Annotated in this window: 14 protein-coding genes; 10 read left to right on the forward strand and 4 right to left on the reverse strand. The window is 68.0% G+C overall.

Features of this window, described 5'->3' with window-relative positions; translation table 11 throughout:
• The first annotated feature begins 105 nt into the window (after nucleotides 1–105).
• The 10 genes from doeA (at nucleotide 106) to UN84_RS02370 (ending at nucleotide 13,553) form a co-directional block, all read left to right on the forward strand.
• Nucleotides 106–1,305, forward strand: coding sequence for an ectoine hydrolase DoeA (doeA, locus tag UN84_RS02325; RefSeq protein ID WP_046079289.1), 1,200 nt, complete (start codon nucleotides 106–108; stop codon nucleotides 1,303–1,305).
• An 11-nt stretch (nucleotides 1,306–1,316) separates the two neighbouring features.
• The gene (doeB, locus tag UN84_RS02330) at nucleotides 1,317–2,330 is read left to right on the forward strand and encodes a N(2)-acetyl-L-2,4-diaminobutanoate deacetylase DoeB (RefSeq protein ID WP_046079288.1); all 1,014 of its coding nucleotides are present in this window, start codon (nucleotides 1,317–1,319) and stop codon (nucleotides 2,328–2,330) included.
• Nucleotides 2,327–2,806 (forward strand): Lrp/AsnC family transcriptional regulator, encoded by a 480-nt coding sequence (locus UN84_RS02335; protein WP_046079287.1) that lies wholly within the window; start codon nucleotides 2,327–2,329, stop codon nucleotides 2,804–2,806. Before doeB ends, UN84_RS02335 begins: the two co-directional genes overlap by 4 nt.
• Before the next feature lie 170 nt (nucleotides 2,807–2,976).
• Complete coding sequence (locus UN84_RS02340; protein WP_046079286.1) at nucleotides 2,977–3,846, forward strand: carbon-nitrogen hydrolase family protein; 870 nt, start codon at nucleotides 2,977–2,979, stop codon at nucleotides 3,844–3,846.
• Nucleotides 3,847–4,025: 179 nt separating this feature from the next.
• Nucleotides 4,026–5,501, forward strand: a complete 1,476-nt coding sequence (locus UN84_RS02345; protein ID WP_046079285.1) for a biotin carboxylase — start codon at nucleotides 4,026–4,028, stop codon at nucleotides 5,499–5,501.
• Between the two features lie 56 nt (nucleotides 5,502–5,557).
• Nucleotides 5,558–6,547 carry a C45 family autoproteolytic acyltransferase/hydolase gene (locus tag UN84_RS02350; RefSeq protein ID WP_107182211.1) on the forward strand — a complete coding sequence of 330 codons (990 nt, stop codon included), beginning with the start codon at nucleotides 5,558–5,560 and terminating at the stop codon, nucleotides 6,545–6,547.
• A gap of 36 nt (nucleotides 6,548–6,583) precedes the next feature.
• Nucleotides 6,584–9,361 (forward strand): aminotransferase class I/II-fold pyridoxal phosphate-dependent enzyme, encoded by a 2,778-nt coding sequence (locus tag UN84_RS02355; protein WP_046079284.1) that lies wholly within the window; start codon nucleotides 6,584–6,586, stop codon nucleotides 9,359–9,361.
• 187 nt (nucleotides 9,362–9,548) lie between these two features.
• Entirely contained in the window at nucleotides 9,549–11,030 is a 1,482-nt protein-coding gene (locus UN84_RS02360) for an NAD-dependent succinate-semialdehyde dehydrogenase (RefSeq protein ID WP_046079283.1), read from the forward strand.
• Between the two features lie 289 nt (nucleotides 11,031–11,319).
• On the forward strand, nucleotides 11,320–12,729 hold the full coding sequence (locus UN84_RS02365) for an aminotransferase (RefSeq protein ID WP_046079282.1): 1,410 nt from the start codon (nucleotides 11,320–11,322) through the stop codon (nucleotides 12,727–12,729).
• Between the two features lie 140 nt (nucleotides 12,730–12,869).
• On the forward strand, nucleotides 12,870–13,553 hold the full coding sequence (locus UN84_RS02370; protein ID WP_046079281.1) for a haloacid dehalogenase type II: 684 nt from the start codon (nucleotides 12,870–12,872) through the stop codon (nucleotides 13,551–13,553).
• 9 nt (nucleotides 13,554–13,562) lie between these two features.
• Here the strand turns inward: UN84_RS02370 and UN84_RS02375 are convergent, their stop codons facing one another.
• The 4 genes from UN84_RS02375 to UN84_RS02390 are packed head-to-tail and all read right to left on the reverse strand — an operon-like array spanning nucleotide 13,563 to nucleotide 16,775.
• Nucleotides 13,563–13,763 (reverse strand): zf-HC2 domain-containing protein, encoded by a 201-nt coding sequence (locus UN84_RS02375; protein WP_046079280.1) that lies wholly within the window; start codon nucleotides 13,761–13,763, stop codon nucleotides 13,563–13,565.
• Nucleotides 13,760–14,359: a sigma-70 family RNA polymerase sigma factor gene (locus UN84_RS02380; RefSeq protein WP_046079279.1), complete on the reverse strand. Its 600-nt coding sequence runs from the start codon at nucleotides 14,357–14,359 to the stop codon at nucleotides 13,760–13,762. The genes UN84_RS02375 and UN84_RS02380 overlap by 4 nt, the downstream gene beginning before the upstream one ends.
• A complete protein-coding gene (locus UN84_RS02385; RefSeq protein WP_046079278.1) occupies nucleotides 14,356–15,054 on the reverse strand; it encodes an ATP-binding cassette domain-containing protein in 699 nt (232 codons plus the stop codon). Before UN84_RS02385 ends, UN84_RS02380 begins: the two co-directional genes overlap by 4 nt.
• Nucleotides 15,055–15,062: 8 nt before the next feature.
• Complete coding sequence (locus UN84_RS02390; RefSeq protein ID WP_046079277.1) at nucleotides 15,063–16,775, reverse strand: ABC transporter permease; 1,713 nt, start codon at nucleotides 16,773–16,775, stop codon at nucleotides 15,063–15,065.
• Nucleotide 16,776: the final 1 nt, after the last annotated feature.

The following is a 16,776-nucleotide window of genomic DNA, read 5'->3' on the forward strand; positions in this document are numbered from 1 at the left end:
ATTCAAGCGGCCCCTCGCATGGCCGTCAACCGCCTTGGCGCCCCGGCACCTCCAGGATCGAGAGGTGGCCGGTATCGGTGACGTGATCGTTGGACGAGCGATTTCATGATTCAGGTTTCCCTGCCTTTCACTCGCGAGGAGTATGCCGGCCGGCTCTGGAAAGTCCGCGCCGAGATGGCGAGCCGGGGCATCGACGTGCTGATCATCAGCGACCCCTCGAACATGGCCTGGCTGACCGGCTATGACGGCTGGTCCTTCTATGTCCACCAGTGCGTGCTGCTCGGGCTCGAAGGCGAGCCGGTGTGGTACGGCCGGCGCATGGATGCCAACGGGGCGCTGCGCACCTGCTGGATGGACCCCGAGAACCTCACCTACTACCCGGATCACTACGTGCAGAATCCGGACATGCACCCCATGGAGTACCTGGCCCAGTCGATCATGCCCGATCGCGGCTGGCACCAGGGCGTGGTGGGCATGGAGATGGACAACTACTACTTCTCGGCCAAGGCCTACCAGTCGCTGCTGCGCGAGCTGCCTCACGCGCGCTTTCTGGACGCCAACGGTCTGGTCAACTGGTGCCGGGCGATCAAGTCGGCCCAGGAGATCGAGTACATGCGCATCGCGGCGCGGATCGTCGAGGGCATGCACTCGCGCATCCTCGAGGTGATCGAGCCGGGGCTGCCCAAGAGCAAGCTGGTCTCGGAGATCTATCGGGTCGGCATCGAAGGCTGGAAGGACGAGCATGGCAAGGTCTTCGGCGGCGACTATCCGGCCATCGTGCCGATGCTGCCTACCGGCAAGGACGCCGCCGCGCCTCACCTGACCTGGGACGACACGCCGTTCCGCGAGGGCGAGGGCACCTTCTTCGAGATCGCCGGGGTGTTCAAGCGCTACCACGCGCCGATGTCGCGGACCGTGTTCCTGGGACGGCCGCCGGCGGAGTTCGTGCGCGCCGAGTCGGCGCTGCTCGAGGGCATCGAGCACGGCCTCGAGGTGGCCAGGCCCGGCAACCGCACCGCGGACATCGCCATGGCGCTGGGCGCGGCCATGGACAAGTACGGCTTCGACCGCGGCGGTGCGCGCTGTGGCTACCCCATCGGCATCAGCTATCCGCCGGACTGGGGCGAGCGCACCATGAGCCTGCGCCCCTCCGACGAGACCATCCTCGAGCCCGGCATGACCTTCCACTTCATGCCCGGCCTGTGGGTCGACGACTGGGGCCTGGAAATCACCGAGAGCATCCTGATCACCGAGGACGGCTGCGAGACGCTGGCCGACTTCCCCCGCCAGCTGTTCGTCATGTAAGGAGTAACGCCATGAGCAAGCGACCGAGCCCCATTGCCGCCACCGTCGACTTCGAGGCCGACGGTGTCCAGCACGGCTTCCTCAAGCTGCCGATCTCCAACGACGAGTCGGCCTGGGGGGCGGTGATGATCCCGATCACCGTGGTCAAGAACGGCGAGGGCCCGACCGCGCTGCTGACCGGCGGCAACCACGGCGACGAGTACGAGGGCATCACCGCGCTGCACAAGCTCTCGAGCTCGCTGTCCGCCGAGGACGTCACGGGACGTGTGATCATCGTGCCGATGATGAACACCCCGGCGGCCCAGGCCGGCAAGCGCACCTCGCCGATGGACGGCGGCAACCTCAACCGCAGCTTCCCCGGGGACCCCGACGGCAGCGTCACCGAGAAGATCGCCGACTACTTCACCCGCACCCTGGTGCCGATGAGCGATGCGGTGCTCGACCTGCACTCCGGCGGCCGCACCCTGGACATCGTGCCGTTCGCTGCCTCCCACGTGCTCGACGATGCCGACCAGCAGCGTCGCGCGCTGGACGGTGCCAAGGCCTTCGGCGCGCCCTACGCCATGATCATGTTCGAGCTCGACGCCGAGGCGCTGTTCGACACCGCCGTGGAGCGCCAGGGCAAGGTGTTCGTGGCCACCGAGCTCGGCGGCGGCGGCACCTCCACGCCGGAGAGCCTGGCCATCACCGAGCGTGGCATCCACAACTTCCTGGTTCACTTCGGGCTGGTCGCGGGCGAGATCGAGGCGCCCGTCGAGCCCCAGGTCTATCTCGACATGCCGGACGCCAGCTGCTACGTGCAGAGCGAGCACACCGGGCTGCTCGAGCTGACGGTGGCGCTGGGCGAGACGGTGGAGAACGGCCAGGTGATCGCCCGGGTCTACGACATGACCCGCAGCGGCGCCGCGCCCATCGAGTACCGCGCCGAGCGCGACGGGCTGCTGATGGCGCGCCGTTTCCCGGCCAACGTCAACATGGGCGACACCATCGCGGTGATCGCCGAGGTGGTCGATTCCTTGTCATGAAGCTCGATCGCTACGATCTCAAGATCCTCGAGATCCTGTCCCGCGACGGGCGCATCACCAAGTCGAAGCTGGCCGAGGCGATCAACCTCTCGGTCAGCCCCTGCTGGGAGCGGGTGCGGCGGCTGGAGAAGGCCGGCATCATCGAGGGCTACGGGGCGCGCCTCAATCCGGAGGTGCTGCGGCCGCGCACGCCGGTGTGGGTGCAGATCGAGCTCAAGAGCCACAACGCCGAGAGCTTCGCCCGCTTCGAGGCACTCGTCCATGACACCCCCGAGGCCACCGAGTGCGTGGCCGTGGGCGGCGGGGTCGATTACCTGGTCAAGTTCGAGGCCGCCTCCATCGATGCCTACCAGCGCCTGATCGATGCCTGGCTGATGTCCGACGTCGGCATCGAGCGCTACTTCACCTACATCGTCACCAAGCGCGTCAAGCGGCCCGACGGCGGATTCGCCGCCGGCGACTTCGTGGCCGACTGAGGGCGGCAGATCGCGGCGTTCCTGTTGCGTTGATTCGCCCCGCCGCACGTGGCATAAGCTAGAAGAGCGGTGGGATTTCCCCACCACGCCGGGCGATCCCTCCGGCCAAGCACGATGCGTGGCGCCGGCCGCCTGCAGTGATTCGAGATCGCCTGACGCGAGGGTATGACATGTCCTACTTCACGATTGCCGGTGTCCAGATGCATGCCCTGCATCACGGCGACAACACCGAAGCCATGCGTCATCGCATCGACGTGCTGATGAGCCGCTTTCCCCAGGTGCAGATGGTGTTGTTCAGCGAGCTGATGCCGTTGGGCGCCTCGCCACACCACGCCCAGCCGATGCCCAGCCACGCCGAGGCGATGTTCTGCCACCTGGCCGAGAAGCACCGCATCTGGCTGATTCCGGGCTCGATGTTCGAGCAGGCCGGTGATGCCATCTATAACACCCTGTCGGTGATCAGTCCCCGCGGCGAGGTCGTGACGCGCTATCGCAAGATGTTCCCGTTCCGCCCCTACGAGGCCGGCGTGGAGAGCGGCGAGGAGTTCGTCGTCTTCGACGTGCCGCAGGTGGGTCGCTTCGGCGTGTCGATCTGCTACGACATGTGGTTTCCCGAGACCACCCGCACCCTGGCGGCGATGGGTGCCGAGGTGATCCTGCATCCGACCATGACCGACACCATCGACCGCGACATCGAACTGTCGATCGCGCGGACCAACGCCGCGGTCAACCAGTGCTATTTCTTCGACATCAACGGGGCCGGGGCCATCGGCAACGGGCGTTCTATCGTGGTGGGGCCCTCCGGCGATGTCATCCACCAGGCCGGCACCGGCGAGGAGATCATGCCCGTCGAGGTCGATCTGAGCCGAGTGCGTCGCGAGCGCGAGACCGGCCTGCGCGGCCTCGGTCAGCCGCTCAAGAGCTTCCGCGACCGGCGCGTCGACTTCACGCTGTATCGCCACGAGGGCGGTTTCTCGCCCTTCCTGGATACCCTGGGGCCGCTGGAAAAGCCACAACGCACTAACCTTGAGGAGTACTGATCGTCTCTCAGCAACCATTCCGGAATTGAGGAGCCACCATGTTCGCCAGAATCCTCGGTGGTTTGCGTCGCCTGTTCCATCCGTCCGCGGCCGCCGGCCATGCCGACGCCGAGCGGCCCCGGGGTTCCGCCTCTGCGGCGGCACCCGAGGCCTCCGAAGCCCCTCAGGGAGCGACTACGATGAGCAGCAAAATAACAAGCATTGCCGATGTCCGTCGTCATTTCCTCAACAACAAGCGCCCGATCTATTTCATCTCGGCGACCAACTTCAATCTGCTGGGAATCGGCGATTGGGTCGGGAATTTTCGCCATATCAACTACATCGACTGCTTCGATCGGCGTCAGCGCAACGTCTTCGTGCCGCGAGAGAAGTTTCCCCGCGACTTCGAGGGTATCGAGGACATCAACAACTACCTCCTCGAGCACAAGGAGGTGATCGATTTTATCCAGTCCCGCGCCCAGGGCGATGACGCCGGTATCGCCACCTTCCTGATGTTCGACGAGCACACCGAGGAGGTCTGTGAACAGCTGGGGCTCAAGATCGCCTTCCCGCCCGCGGCGCTGCGCTCGCGGATGGACAACAAGATCGAGACCGTGCGTATCGGCAACAAGGCCGGGGTGCCCAGCGTGCCCAATGTGCTGGCCAAGGTGGGCAGCTACCAGGAGCTGCTCGAGGTGAGCCGCGAACTCGGCACCGATCTGGTGGTGCAGACCGCCTACGGCGACTCCGGGCATACCACCTTCTTCATCGCCAGCGAGGAGGACTACTACAAGGTCGCCGAGGAGATCGAGGCCGAGCCCGAGGTCAAGATCATGAAGCGCATCAACTGCCGCGGCTCTGCCATCGAGGCCTGTGCCACCCGCAGCGGCACCGTGGTCGGCCCGCTGATGACCGAACTGGTCGGCTTCAAGTCGCTGACGCCCTACAAGGGTGGCTGGTGCGGCAACGAGATGTTCGCCGGCGCCTTCAGCCAGACGGTGCGCGACAAGGCCCGCGAGTACACCTTCAAGTTCGGCGAGGCCCTGCGCGAGGAGGGCTACCGGGGTTACTTCGAGCTCGACTTCCTGATCGACATGGATGGTGGAGAGGTCTATCTCGGTGAGCTCAATCCGCGGGTCACCGGGGCCAGTTCGCTGACCAACGTGGCGGCCTTTGCCCATTCCGACATCCCGCTGTTCCTGTTTCACCTGCTGGAGTTCTCGGATCTCGACTTCGACCTCGACATCGCCGAGATCAACGAGCGCTGGTCGCATCCCGAGAGCATCGATAGCTGGAGCCAGCTGGTCATCAAGCATACCGAGGAGAGCGTCGATCTGCTGACCGCGGCCCCGGCCTCGGGGGTGTGGCGCATGGAGCAGGACGGCCGCATCGCCTACGACCACTACGACTCCCATCCCCATGCCGCCGAGAACGAGCACGAAGCGTTCTTCCTGCGCATCAGCGGCGAGGGCGACTTCCGCTACGAGGGGGCGGATCTCGGCATCCTGATCACCCGCGGGCGGCTGATGGACGACGACTTCCAGCTCACCGAGCGCGCCCGCGCGTGGATCGAAGGCATTCGCGGCGAGTACGCCGGCCAGCCGCTTCAGGATCCCGTGGTGGAGGAGGTCGCCGTCAGCCATGCCATCGGCGGTGGCAACTTCAAGATCCTATGAGCGGCAGACATCACCCCGGCCCGTCCCCGGGCAGGTGGGGGAGCGGGCCGGAAAAGATGCTGGACTTTCGCACCGTGCGCGAGGAGCTGCCGGGGCCCAAGTGGCGGTCGCTGTTCGACTACCACTGGCCGGCCTACGAGCAGTGGTACCTCAGCGAGGGCGAGCGCGAGCGTCCGGCCTATCTGGCCTGCTACAACGCCCTGCGCCGGCACATGCCCGAGCTGATGGACACCTACCGGATGCTGTGCGAGCTGGCCGGCGGCGGAGATCTCAGCGCGCGCCTGCTGAGCCTGTATCGCCCTCCGGCCTACATCACCGGCTGCTCCCAGGCGGTGCTGGCGCGGCCGTCGTCGACGGTGCTGGCGCGCAACTACGATTATCCGCCCGAGCTGTGCGAGGGCACCATCCTCTGCAGTCGCTGGAACCGGCGCCGGGTGATCGCCATGTCCGACTGCCTGTGGGGCGTGCTCGACGGCATGAACGATGCCGGGCTGGCGGTCTCGCTGGCCTTTGGTGGCCGCAAGGCGGTAGGTGACGGCTTCGGTGCGCCGATCATCCTGCGCTACCTGCTCGAGACCTGTGACGACGTGCCTCAGGCCGCCGAGGTGCTGGCCCGGGTGCCGACGCACATGGCCTACAACATCACCGTCGCCGACCGGGCCGGGCGCTACGTGACGGCGATGATCGCCCCCGACCGCCGGGCCAGCATCCGCCGCGTGCCGGTGGCCACCAACCACCAGAAGAAGATCGAGTGGTATGCCCACGCCCTGGCCTCGGAGACGCTGATCCGCGAGCGCCAGCTGTCGATCCTGGTGGACGACGAGAGTACCGGCGAGGCGCGCCTCGTCTCCGCCCTCGCGTCGCCGCCGCTGTTCCGTCACGACTATGGCCGTGGTCTGGGCACGATCTATACCGCCGTCTATCGACCGACCGAGGGGAGTGCTGGCTTCCACTGGCCGGGGCTCAACCTGGAGCTGGGTTTCGAAGACTTTCCCGAGGAACGCATCACCGTCCGCTACGGGGCACGGGGGCTCTACACGGGCTGAACGGGTGCAGAAAAAGAACAGCCAGAGGGGATCGCCATGCACGACAGCAGCCATTCCGAAACGCCCTACACCGCGCTGGGCTTCTATCACAAGATCTCCCAGCTGCGTGCCGACACCTGGAACGCCCTCAAGCGCGATCTCGGCCAGCTCGTGCGCCTCAAGGACGAGGGCGGCCAGCGTCAGCTGATCAAGGCGATCGACGTCAAGCTCACCCGGCTGGAGATCATCGAGGACTATCACGCCTTCCCTTCCAAGGAGGACTTCCGTCACATCTGGGCGCTGTTCGAGCGCCAGGAATACGGGCTGCTCGAGAAGGTGGTCAGGCGCCTGGTGCGGGCGCTGATCAGCGAGTCCTACCGGCGTCGCCACGTCGATCTCTCGGAGACCGACGCCGATGCCGAGGACCTCGAGACCCTGGACGCCCTCAATCAGCTGCGCCGTGGGCATCCGGCGTCGAACAGCTCGGCTCAGCCCTACTTCGAGCTGCTGATCGTCGACAACCTCTCGGCCCAGGAAGAGGAGGTGGTGCGCGAGGCCTTCCACAACCTGCGTCGCCCCGAGGACCGCTTCGTCTACGACGTGGTCACGGTGCGCAGCTTCGAGGACGCCCTGATCGCGGTGCTGGTCAATCCCAATATCCAGGCCTGCCTGATCCGCTACGAGTTTCCCTACAAGTCGAAGTACAACCTCAGCGCGCTGCGCAACTATCTGGAGGGGCTCTCCGAGCAGGAGCTGGAGCACCAGTCCGAGGCGGAGCGCAGCATCCTGCTCAGTTCGATGATCAGCGAGCTGCGCCCGGAGATCGACCAGTTCCTGGTCACCAGCGGCGACGTGGAGAGCACCGCCAGCGGCGACATCCGCCACTTCAGGCGCATCTTCTACCGCGAGACCGACTACATCGAACAGCATCACACCATCCTGCGCGCCATCGACGACCGTTACCGCACGCCCTTCTTCGACGCCCTGCGCGAATACAGCCGCAAGCCCACCGGGGTCTTCCACGCCATGCCGATCTCGCGGGGCAAGTCGGTGACCCGCTCGCACTGGGCGGGGCACATGATCGACTTCTACGGCATCAATATCTTCCTGGCCGAGACGTCGGCGACCTCCGGCGGGCTGGATTCGCTGCTGCAGCCCTACGGGCCGATCAAGAAGGCCCAGGAGTATGCCGCCCGGGCCTTCGGCGCCCGGCGAAGCTTCTTCGTCACCAACGGCACCTCGACGGCCAACAAGATCGTGGTCCAGGCGTTGATCAAGCCCCGCGACATCGTGTTGGTCGACCGCGACTGCCACAAGTCGCACCACTACGGCATGGTGCTGGCCGGCGCCCACGTCAGCTATCTGGATTCCTATCCTCTCGACGACTACTCGATGTACGGCGCGGTGCCGCTGCACGAGATCAAGAATACCCTGCTCGCCTATCGGCGCGCCGGCGAACTCGAGCGGGTGAAGATGCTGCTGCTGACCAACTGCACCTTCGACGGCGTGGTCTACAACGTGCGCCGGGTGATGGAGGAGTGCCTGGCGATCAAGCCGGACCTCGTGTTCCTGTGGGACGAGGCCTGGTTCGCCTTCGCCTCCTTCAACCCGACCTATCGGCCGCGCACCGCCATGCACGCGGCACGCACGCTGCGTGACCGCTACCGCAGCGAGGCCTATCGGGAGGAGTACGCGGCCTGGAAGGCCGAGTTCGACGCCCTCGACCCCGACGACGACGCCACCTGGCTCGAGCGTCCGCTGCTGCCGGATCCCGACCTCGTGCGCCTGCGCGCCTACGCCACCCATTCCACCCACAAGACCCTGACCTCGCTGCGTCAGGGCTCGATGATCCACGTCTTCGATCAGGATTTCCGCCAGCGGGTCGAGGCCCCGTTCCACGAGGCCTACATGACACACACCTCGACCTCGCCCAACTATCAGATCCTGGCCTCGCTGGACGTGGGGCGCATGCAGGCCGAGATGGAAGGCTTCGAGCTGGTACACGCCCAGGTCGAGGCGGCGCTGTCGCTGCGCGAGCAGCTGTATACCCATCCCTTGCTGCAGAAGTACTTCCGGGTGCTCAAGAACGCCGACATGGTGCCCGCCGAGTATCGTGAGTCCGGGGTCGAGTCCTTCTACGATCCGGTGACCGGCTGGAACCAGATGGAGGAAGCCTGGGCCCGGGACGAGTTCGTGATCGACCCCTCCCGGATCACCATCGCCATCGGCGCGACCGGCGTCGACGGCGATGCCTTCAAGAACGAATACCTGATGAACAAGTACGGCATCCAGATCAACAAGACGTCGCGCAACACCGTGCTGTTCATGACCAACATCGGCACTACCCGCGGCTCCATCGCCTATCTGCTCGACGTGCTGATCAAGCTGGCCAAGGAGTTCGAGACGCGCTGGGAGGAGAGCAGCCGCCCGGAGCGCAGGATCATCGAGCAGCGGGTCCACTCCCTGACCCGGGAGCTGCCGCCGCTGCCCGACTTCAGCCGCTTCCATGACGCCTTCCGGCGCAGCCCCGAGACTCCCGAGGGCGACATCCGCAGCGCCTACTTCCTCAGCTACGACGAGGAGAATACCGAATACCTGCGGTTCGACAACGGCGAGCTTCAGGCCCAGACGCGCCAGGGCCGGGACGTGGTCTCGGCGAGCTTCGTGATCCCCTATCCGCCGGGATTCCCGGTGCTGGTGCCTGGCCAGGTGGTCAGCGAGGAGATCCTGCACTTCCTGCAGGCCCTGGACGTCACGGAGATCCACGGCTATCGCCCGGAGCTCGGGCTGCTGGTGTTCACCGCGGCCGCCCTGGCCGAGCCACCGGCGTGTTGAGGACCGCGCCAAAAAAAACGCAACTCTTTGGCGCCGGAACGAAAAAACGTCACGTCTCCGGCGCCTGACTTCAAAAACTCCCGCCCGCCCATCTGCCTTACCCTGACACCATCACGCGGCAACCGCCGCGGATGTCATGTCATCGCCGTCGCGCCTCTCTCGCGGCGGCGTTTCAGGGGAGGTGCTTATGACGCTGTCCAACATGCTCGACGACCCGCGCCTGTTCCGGCAGTACGCCTATGTCGACGGCAAGTGGACCCACGGCGACGAGGGCCGCGAGGACGCGGTCGTCGATCCGGCCACCGGCGAGGTGCTGGGCCATATCCCGCTGCTCGAGGCGGCGCAGATCAGCGCCGCCGTGGACGCCGCCGAGGCGGCCTACGTGCACTGGCGGGCACTGCGCGCCGACGAGCGCTGCGAGCGTCTGCTGGCCTGGTACGACCTGCTGCAGGCCCATCGCGAGGACCTGGCGCTGATCATGACCCGCGAGCAGGGCAAGCCGCTGCCGGACGCCCGCGGCGAGGTCGAGTACGGCGCCAGCTTCGTGCGCTGGTTCGCCGAGGAGGGCAAGCGCACCTTCGGCGAGACCATTCCCAGCCATATCCCCAACGCCGCCCTCGGCACGCTCAAGGAGCCGGTGGGCATCGCCGCGCTGATCACGCCCTGGAACTTCCCGCTGGCGATGATCACCCGCAAGGCCGCCGCCGCCATGGCCGCCGGCTGCCCGGTGATCGTCAAGCCGGCCCACGAGACGCCGTTCTCGGCGCTGGCGCTGGCCGAACTGGCCGAGCGCGCCGGCATCCCGGCCGGCATCTTCAACGTGGTGCTGGGCGACGCCGCCGAGGTCTCGAAGCTGTTGTGCGATGAGGATCGCATCAAGGCGCTGTCGTTCACCGGCTCCACCCGGGTCGGCCGTCTGCTGATCGAGCAGTGCGCCCATACCGTCAAGCGGGTGTCGCTGGAGCTCGGCGGCAACGCGCCCTTCATCGTCGGCCCGGACATGGACCCGAAGGAAGCGGCCTATGCCGCGGTGGCGGCCAAGTTCCAGACCGCCGGTCAGGACTGCCTGGCGGCCAACCGCATCCTGGTGCACGAGTCGATCCACGACGCCTTCGTCGAGCAGTTCGCCGAGCGCATGGCGGCGTTGAGCGTGGGCAACGGCCTGGACGGCGAGGTCGACCTGGGCCCGCTGATCCATCGTCAGGCGGTGGAGAAGGCCGCCTCCATCGTCGACGACGCCGTCTCCCGCGGCGCCACCCTGGTGGCCGGCGACCAGAATCAGGCGCCGGGCGAGAACTTCTTCATGCCGACCCTGCTGACCGGGGTGACGCCGCAGATGAAGGTCTGGCGCGAGGAGAACTTCGCCCCGGTGGCGGGCATCACCGCCTACCGCGACGACGACGAGGCCATCGAGATGGCCAACGATACCGAGTATGGCCTCGCCGCCTACGTCTACACCCACGACATCCGGCGCATCTGGAAGCTGCTGCGGGCGCTGGAGTATGGCATGGTCGCGGTCAACTCGGTGAAGATGACCGGCCCGCCGGTGCCCTTCGGCGGCGTCAAGCAATCCGGCCTGGGCCGCGAGGGCGGCGTGACCGGCATCGACGAGTACCTGGAGACGAAGTACTACTGTCTCGGAGCGCTGGGCTCCGTTTCCGGGAGCTAGCTTTATCCGGGAGCTTGCTGCGCTCGACCATACGTCGTTGGATCCTGTCTCGGGCGCGAGTCCGATCGAACATGCTCATTTACAGAACGTAAACTCCGCTGTTCTCTCCAGGATCCGCCTTGTCTGGTCGTCGCTCGCAGAGCTCTCTTGTTTTGAGGCAGAAGTTTTTCAGCAACCCGTGCCCGAGCGGCGCGGGTTCAGGAACAGAGGACCGGCGGTGGCCGGTCCGGACATAACGAACGACGAACATCCTCCCCGCCGGAGTCGGGGAGCCTTACTGGAGACACGCATGACCACCCATCAGGATCTGATCGATCGCGACCGCAAGGTGACCTTCCACGCCTCCACCCACCTGCGCGACTTCGCCCACGGCGATGCGCCGGGCCGCGTGATCACCGGTGGCAAGGGCATCCACATCGTCGACAAGGACGGCCGCGAGTTCATCGACGGCTTCGCCGGCCTGTACTGCGTCAATATCGGCTATGGCCGCACCGAGGTGGCCGAGGCCATCTACCAGCAGGCCCTCGAGATGTCCTACTACCACACCTATGTGGGGCACTCGAACGAGCCGCAGATCGCCCTGTCCGAGAAGATCCTCGAGCTGGCCGGCCCCGGCATGTCCAAGGTCTACTACGGCATGTCCGGCAGTGACGCCAACGAGACCCAGCTCAAGATCGTGCGCTACTACAACAACGTGCTCGGCCGTCCGCAGAAGAAGAAGGTCATCTCGCGCATGCGCGGCTACCATGGCTCCGGCATTGCCACCGGCTCGCTGACCGGCCTCAAGGCCTTCCACGACCAGTTCGACCTGCCGATGGACGGCATCCTGCACACCGAGGCGCCGTACTACTATCATCGCGCCGCCGAGCAGGAAGGCATGACCGAGCGCGAGTTCTCCAAGCACTGCGCGACCAGGCTCGAGGAAATGATCCTGGCCGAGGGGCCGGACACCGTGGCCGCCTTCATCGGCGAGCCGGTGCTCGGCACCGGTGGCATCGTGCCGCCGCCGGAAGGCTACTGGGACGAGATCCAGGCCGTGCTCGACAAGTACGACGTGCTGCTGATCGCCGACGAGGTGGTGTGCGGCTTCGGGCGCATCGGCGCCGACTTCGGCAGCCACCACTACGGCATCAAGCCGGACCTGATGACCACCGCCAAGGGCCTGACCAGCGCCTACCAGCCGCTCTCCGCGGTGATCGTCGGCGATCGCGTGTGGCAGGTGCTCGAGCAGGGCACCGGCGAATACGGCCCGATCGGCCACGGCTGGACCTACTCCGGCCACGCCCTGGGCTGTGCCGCCGGCCTGGCCAACCTGGCGATCATCGAGCGCGAAGGCCTGACTGCCAATGCCGCCGAGACCGGCGCCTACCTGCAGGAGCGCATGGCCGCGACCTTCGGCGATCATCCGATCGTCGGCCAGGCGCGCGGCGTCGGCATGCTGGCCTCGCTGGAGTTCTCCGCCGACCCGGAGAAGCGCGCCCACTTCGATCCGTCGCTCAAGGTCGCGCCGCGCATCGCCGCCGCCGCCATGGAGGAGAACCTGATCGCCCGTGCCATGCCGCAGGGCGACATCCTCGGCTTCGCGCCGCCGCTGGTCGCCACCCGTGACGAGGTCGACGAGATCATCGCCCGCACCGAGCGTGCGGTGAACAAGGTCACCGACGAGCTGACCCGCGAAGGCGTGCTGCAGACCGCCTGATCGTACTCGCCCTCCACGAACGCCGCGGCCTCGCCCGCGGCGTTTCTGGTTCCGGGCGCCGCACTCGCCCTTCGTCTCCTTGTGCCCGGCTCGATGCTGGCCCAGTCTTGGGAAGGTTTATCGTATGGAGGAAGACGCCCATGGCGACGCTACTGGCCTTCGATGTCTACGGCACCCTGATCGACACCCACGGGGTGGTCACCGAACTGGAGGAACGCCTCGACGATCCGTCGCGGGCGGCCGAGTTCTCGCGCCGCTGGCGCGACAAGCAGCTCGAGTACAGCTTCCGCCGCGGGCTGATGGGCGCCTATGTGGACTTCGCCCGCTGCACCCGCGAGGCGCTGGAGTACACCGACCGCGCGCTCCAGACCCGGCTCTTCGAGGCCGACAAGGATCATCTGATGGGCAGCTACGGCCAGTTGCCGGCCTTTCCCGAGGCCGAGCAGGCGCTGGCACGGCTGGCCGAGGTCGGCGTCAGCTGCGTGGCCTTCTCCAACGGCAGCCAGGAGGCGGTGACCCGGCTGCTCTCCGCGGCCGGGCTGCGCGACCGCTTCGAGGAGATCGTCAGCGTCGACGAGGTGAAGCGCTTCAAGCCCGACCCGGCGGTGTACTTCCACCTTCGCCAGCGCCTCGAGGCCGAGCCGGCCGACACCTGGCTGGTCTCCAGCAACCCCTTCGACGTGATCGGTGCGCGCCATGCCGGCCTCCATGCGGCCTGGGTGCGGCGCAATCCGGAGGCACCGTTCGACCCCTGGGGCATCGAGCCCGACATCACCGTGGCCGACCTGGAGGCGCTGGCCGACTATCTGGTGCCTGCGTCGTGACGTCGGCGCTCAGCCGCGAGGAGAGGGCTCGTCCTCGTCGTCGGGCCGGTAGCGTTCGCCGGCCCGGTGCAGCAGCGAGAACTGGCGCTCGCAGGCCCGGCAGGCGCCGCACATCGTCAGATGCAGGCGCAGCGACAGCCGCTCGCGCCGGGTGAGCGGCCGGTCCTGCTTGAGCGACATCAGGCGCGTGGCCTGTTTGCACTTCATCATGGGGTATCCTCCTCAAGCCAGCCGCGCTCGATGCAGGCCCGCAGGCGCAGGCGGGCGCGGTGCAGCATCACCCAGCAGTTGTTTTCCTTGATGCCCACCGTCTGGCAGATGTCGTCGGTGGACAGCCCCATCAGCTCGCGCAGCGAGAACACCCGGGCCAGGTTGTCGGGCAGGCCGATCATGCAGGCGTCGAAGACCCGCCAGAAATGCTCGCTCTCGAAGGCCGCCTCCGGCTCGCCCCAGCCGCGTGGCCGGGCCTCGGGGTTCCAGTGCCCGTCGCGGTGGAACTGGCGTTCGATGGCGTCGTCGGTGTCGTCGTCCTCCAGCGGTGTCCAGCGCCCCTGGCGCTTCTGGACGCGCATGGCATCGAGGATCTTGTGCTTGAGGATGCCGAACACCCAGGTCTCGTAGCCGGATCGCTCGCCGAAGCTGTCGTCCTTCTCCAGCGCCGCGGCCAGGGCTTCCTGGACGGCGTCCTCGGCCTGGGTGCGGTCGCGCAGGTGCATCAGCGCGAAGGACACCAGTCGCGGGCGTACCGCGGCCAGGCGGCGCCGGCGATCCGCGCCGGGGCGTGGGCTATCGGAATGCTCGATCACGTCGTCTCCTCGTCGTCCGTGGCGTTCGCTCGCCATGTCTCCAGCCTGGTGCCCCGGGCCGTGAGCTCGATCACGCGTCCGCCGGCCGCCTCGGCGTCTTCCCGGTCGTGGGTCACCATCAGGGTCGGCAGGCCCCGCGCGCGAACGCGGGCGAACACCAGCCGGCGCATCTCGTCGCGTCGCGCCGCGTCGAGCCGCGAGAAGGGCTCGTCGAGCAGCATCGCCCGCGGCTCGGCCAGCAGCACCCGCATCAGCGCCACCCGGGCGCGCTGGCCGCCGGACAGCGTCTCCGGGTCGCGCTCGGCGAAGCCGGACAGCCCGATATCGGTCAGCGCCTCGTCCACCCGCCGGCGGCGTTCGGCCCGCTTGCCGCCGGCGGGCAGGCCGAAGGCCAGGTTGCCGCCCACGCTCAGGTGGGGGAACAGCAGCGGGTCCTGGAACAGCAGCCCCAGCCGGCGCCGCTCCGGCGGCGCGTCCGTCAGGTCGTCGTCGCCCAGCCGGACCCGCCCGGTGGCCGTGAAGGCCGGGGCCAGGAAGCCGGCGACCTGGGCCAGCAGGGTCGACTTGCCGACGCCCGAGGGGCCCATCAGGGTCAGCACCTCGCCGGGGGCAATGCGGGCGTCCACGGCCACCAGCGGGCGGCCGTTGCGTGTGATGACGACGTCGTCGAGGATCAGCGGGTTCGGCGCGGGCATGGCATCGCTCATGTCGAAGCAGTGGTGGATGAATGGGGCGTGACCCGGTGGCGAAACAGCCACCGCGGCAGGCCGGCAGCCAGGACGAAGCCCAGCGCCGGCAGCGCCAGCTGGCCCAGTGCGAAGACCGCGGTCAGGCGGCGGTCGCCGCCACTGGCCAGGCTCACCGCCTCGGTGGTCAGGGTCGCCAGCCGGCCGCCGCCGAGCAGCAGGGTCGGCAGGTACTGGCCGACGCTGACGGCGAAGCCCACCGCGGCGGCCACGGCGATCGGCGCCGCCAGCAGCGGCAGGCGAACCCGCCAGAACATGCGTGCCCTCGAGGCGCCGAGCGCGGCGGCGACCTGGCCCCAGCGTGGATCGAGCCGGCGATAGCTCTCGGCAAGCGTGAGGAAGACGTAGGGCAGCACGAACAGCGCGTGTCCCAGCGCCGCCGCCAGCCAGCCGGCGGCCAGCCCCAGCTGGGCCTGCCACTGCACCAGGCCGTAGAGGAAGGCCACCGGCGGCACCAGCAGCGGCAGGTAGAGGATCAGCTGCGTCCCCGGCGCCAGCGGTCGGCGACGCAGGGTCTCGGCCTCCAGGCAGCAGAGCACCAGCGTCAGCGCCAGCAGGGTCGAGGCGAGCCCCAGGCTCGCGGTGTCGGCGAGCGGTGCGCTGCCGGACGCGAGTCCCTGGCGCCAGGCGTCGAGCGTCATCGGCGAGGGCCAGGCGGCGGGGAAGGGCCACCAGGCGGCCAGCGACCACAGCGCCAGGCCCATGAGGCTCGCGCCCAGCAGCAGGATCGAGAGCGCGGTGGCCCCGGCGGCCAGCGCGCGCCCGAGCCGCTCGCCGCGGGCGCGTGTGCCGCCGATCAGCCAGCCGGCGGCGAGCCTCGCCACCAGCCGCTCGGCCAGCCACCAGGCCAGCAGCGACAGGGCGGTGACGCCGAGCTGCAGCAGGGCCGCGGCCGAGGCCTGGAAGCGTAGCGCCAGGTCAGGATCGTTCAGCCAGCGCACCACCGCCACGGCCAGCGTCGGCGGCGTCGAGGGGCCGAGGATGATCGCCACGTCCACGGTCGAGCCGGCGAAGGCGATCACCGCATAGAGCGGCAGACGGATCAGCGGATAGAGCCCCGGCAGCACCGCGCGCAGGAAGGCGTTGAGGCGCCCGTAGCCCAGCGATCGCGCGACTCGGAGGCGCTCCTCGGCGCGGCACTGGGGCAGGGCGGCGAGGCTCATCAGCAGCAGGAAGGGCACCTCCTTGAGCACCAGCCCGGCGATCAGCGCTAGCCCTGCCGGGTCGCCGGGAAACAGGTAGTCCGGCGGCTGCTGCCAGCCGCTCGCCCAGGGCGAGACCAGCCGGCTGGCGAGCCCCGAGGGGGCGAGCAGGAAGGCCAGGCCGATGGCCGCGGCGGCGTGGGGCACCGCCAGCAGCGGCGCCAGCAGGCGCTGCACCCAGCGCAAGGGGCGAGTGCCGAGGAAGGCGCCGAGAAACAGCGTCACGATGGCCAGCGCGATCAGGCTGCTGGCGAGCCCGGTGACCAGGCTCAGGCGCAGCATGTCGGCCAGGCCCGGGGCCTGCAGGAGGGCGCGCCAGGGCGCCAGCGTCAGGGTCTCGCCACCCAGCGCCGGCAGCCAGCCGAAGGCCGGCGCCACCACACCGACGAGCCCCGCCGCCACCGGCAGGCCCAGCAGCGCCAGGGTCAGGCCCGGGAAGGGGCGGATCGCCCGCTCGAACGGCGTCATC

This window comes from Halomonas sp. HG01 (assembly GCF_000968715.2).
GTDB lineage: Bacteria > Pseudomonadota > Gammaproteobacteria > Pseudomonadales > Halomonadaceae > Halomonas > Halomonas halophila.

Coding starts and splice junctions, on each gene's coding strand:
- UN84_RS02365 (WP_046079282.1), top strand. CDS start 11,320: ATGACCACCCATCAGGATCTGATCGATCGCGACCGCAAGGTGACCTTC.
- UN84_RS02345 (WP_046079285.1), top strand. CDS start 4,026: ATGAGCAGCAAAATAACAAGCATTGCCGATGTCCGTCGTCATTTCCTC.
- UN84_RS02335 (WP_046079287.1), top strand. CDS start 2,327: ATGAAGCTCGATCGCTACGATCTCAAGATCCTCGAGATCCTGTCCCGC.
- UN84_RS02375 (WP_046079280.1), bottom strand. CDS start 13,763: ATGATGAAGTGCAAACAGGCCACGCGCCTGATGTCGCTCAAGCAGGAC.
- UN84_RS02390 (WP_046079277.1), bottom strand. CDS start 16,775: ATGACGCCGTTCGAGCGGGCGATCCGCCCCTTCCCGGGCCTGACCCTG.
- UN84_RS02360 (WP_046079283.1), top strand. CDS start 9,549: ATGACGCTGTCCAACATGCTCGACGACCCGCGCCTGTTCCGGCAGTAC.
- UN84_RS02350 (WP_107182211.1), top strand. CDS start 5,558: ATGCTGGACTTTCGCACCGTGCGCGAGGAGCTGCCGGGGCCCAAGTGG.
- doeA (WP_046079289.1), top strand. CDS start 106: ATGATTCAGGTTTCCCTGCCTTTCACTCGCGAGGAGTATGCCGGCCGG.
- UN84_RS02340 (WP_046079286.1), top strand. CDS start 2,977: ATGTCCTACTTCACGATTGCCGGTGTCCAGATGCATGCCCTGCATCAC.
- UN84_RS02370 (WP_046079281.1), top strand. CDS start 12,870: ATGGCGACGCTACTGGCCTTCGATGTCTACGGCACCCTGATCGACACC.
- UN84_RS02385 (WP_046079278.1), bottom strand. CDS start 15,054: ATGCCCGCGCCGAACCCGCTGATCCTCGACGACGTCGTCATCACACGC.
- doeB (WP_046079288.1), top strand. CDS start 1,317: ATGAGCAAGCGACCGAGCCCCATTGCCGCCACCGTCGACTTCGAGGCC.
- UN84_RS02355 (WP_046079284.1), top strand. CDS start 6,584: ATGCACGACAGCAGCCATTCCGAAACGCCCTACACCGCGCTGGGCTTC.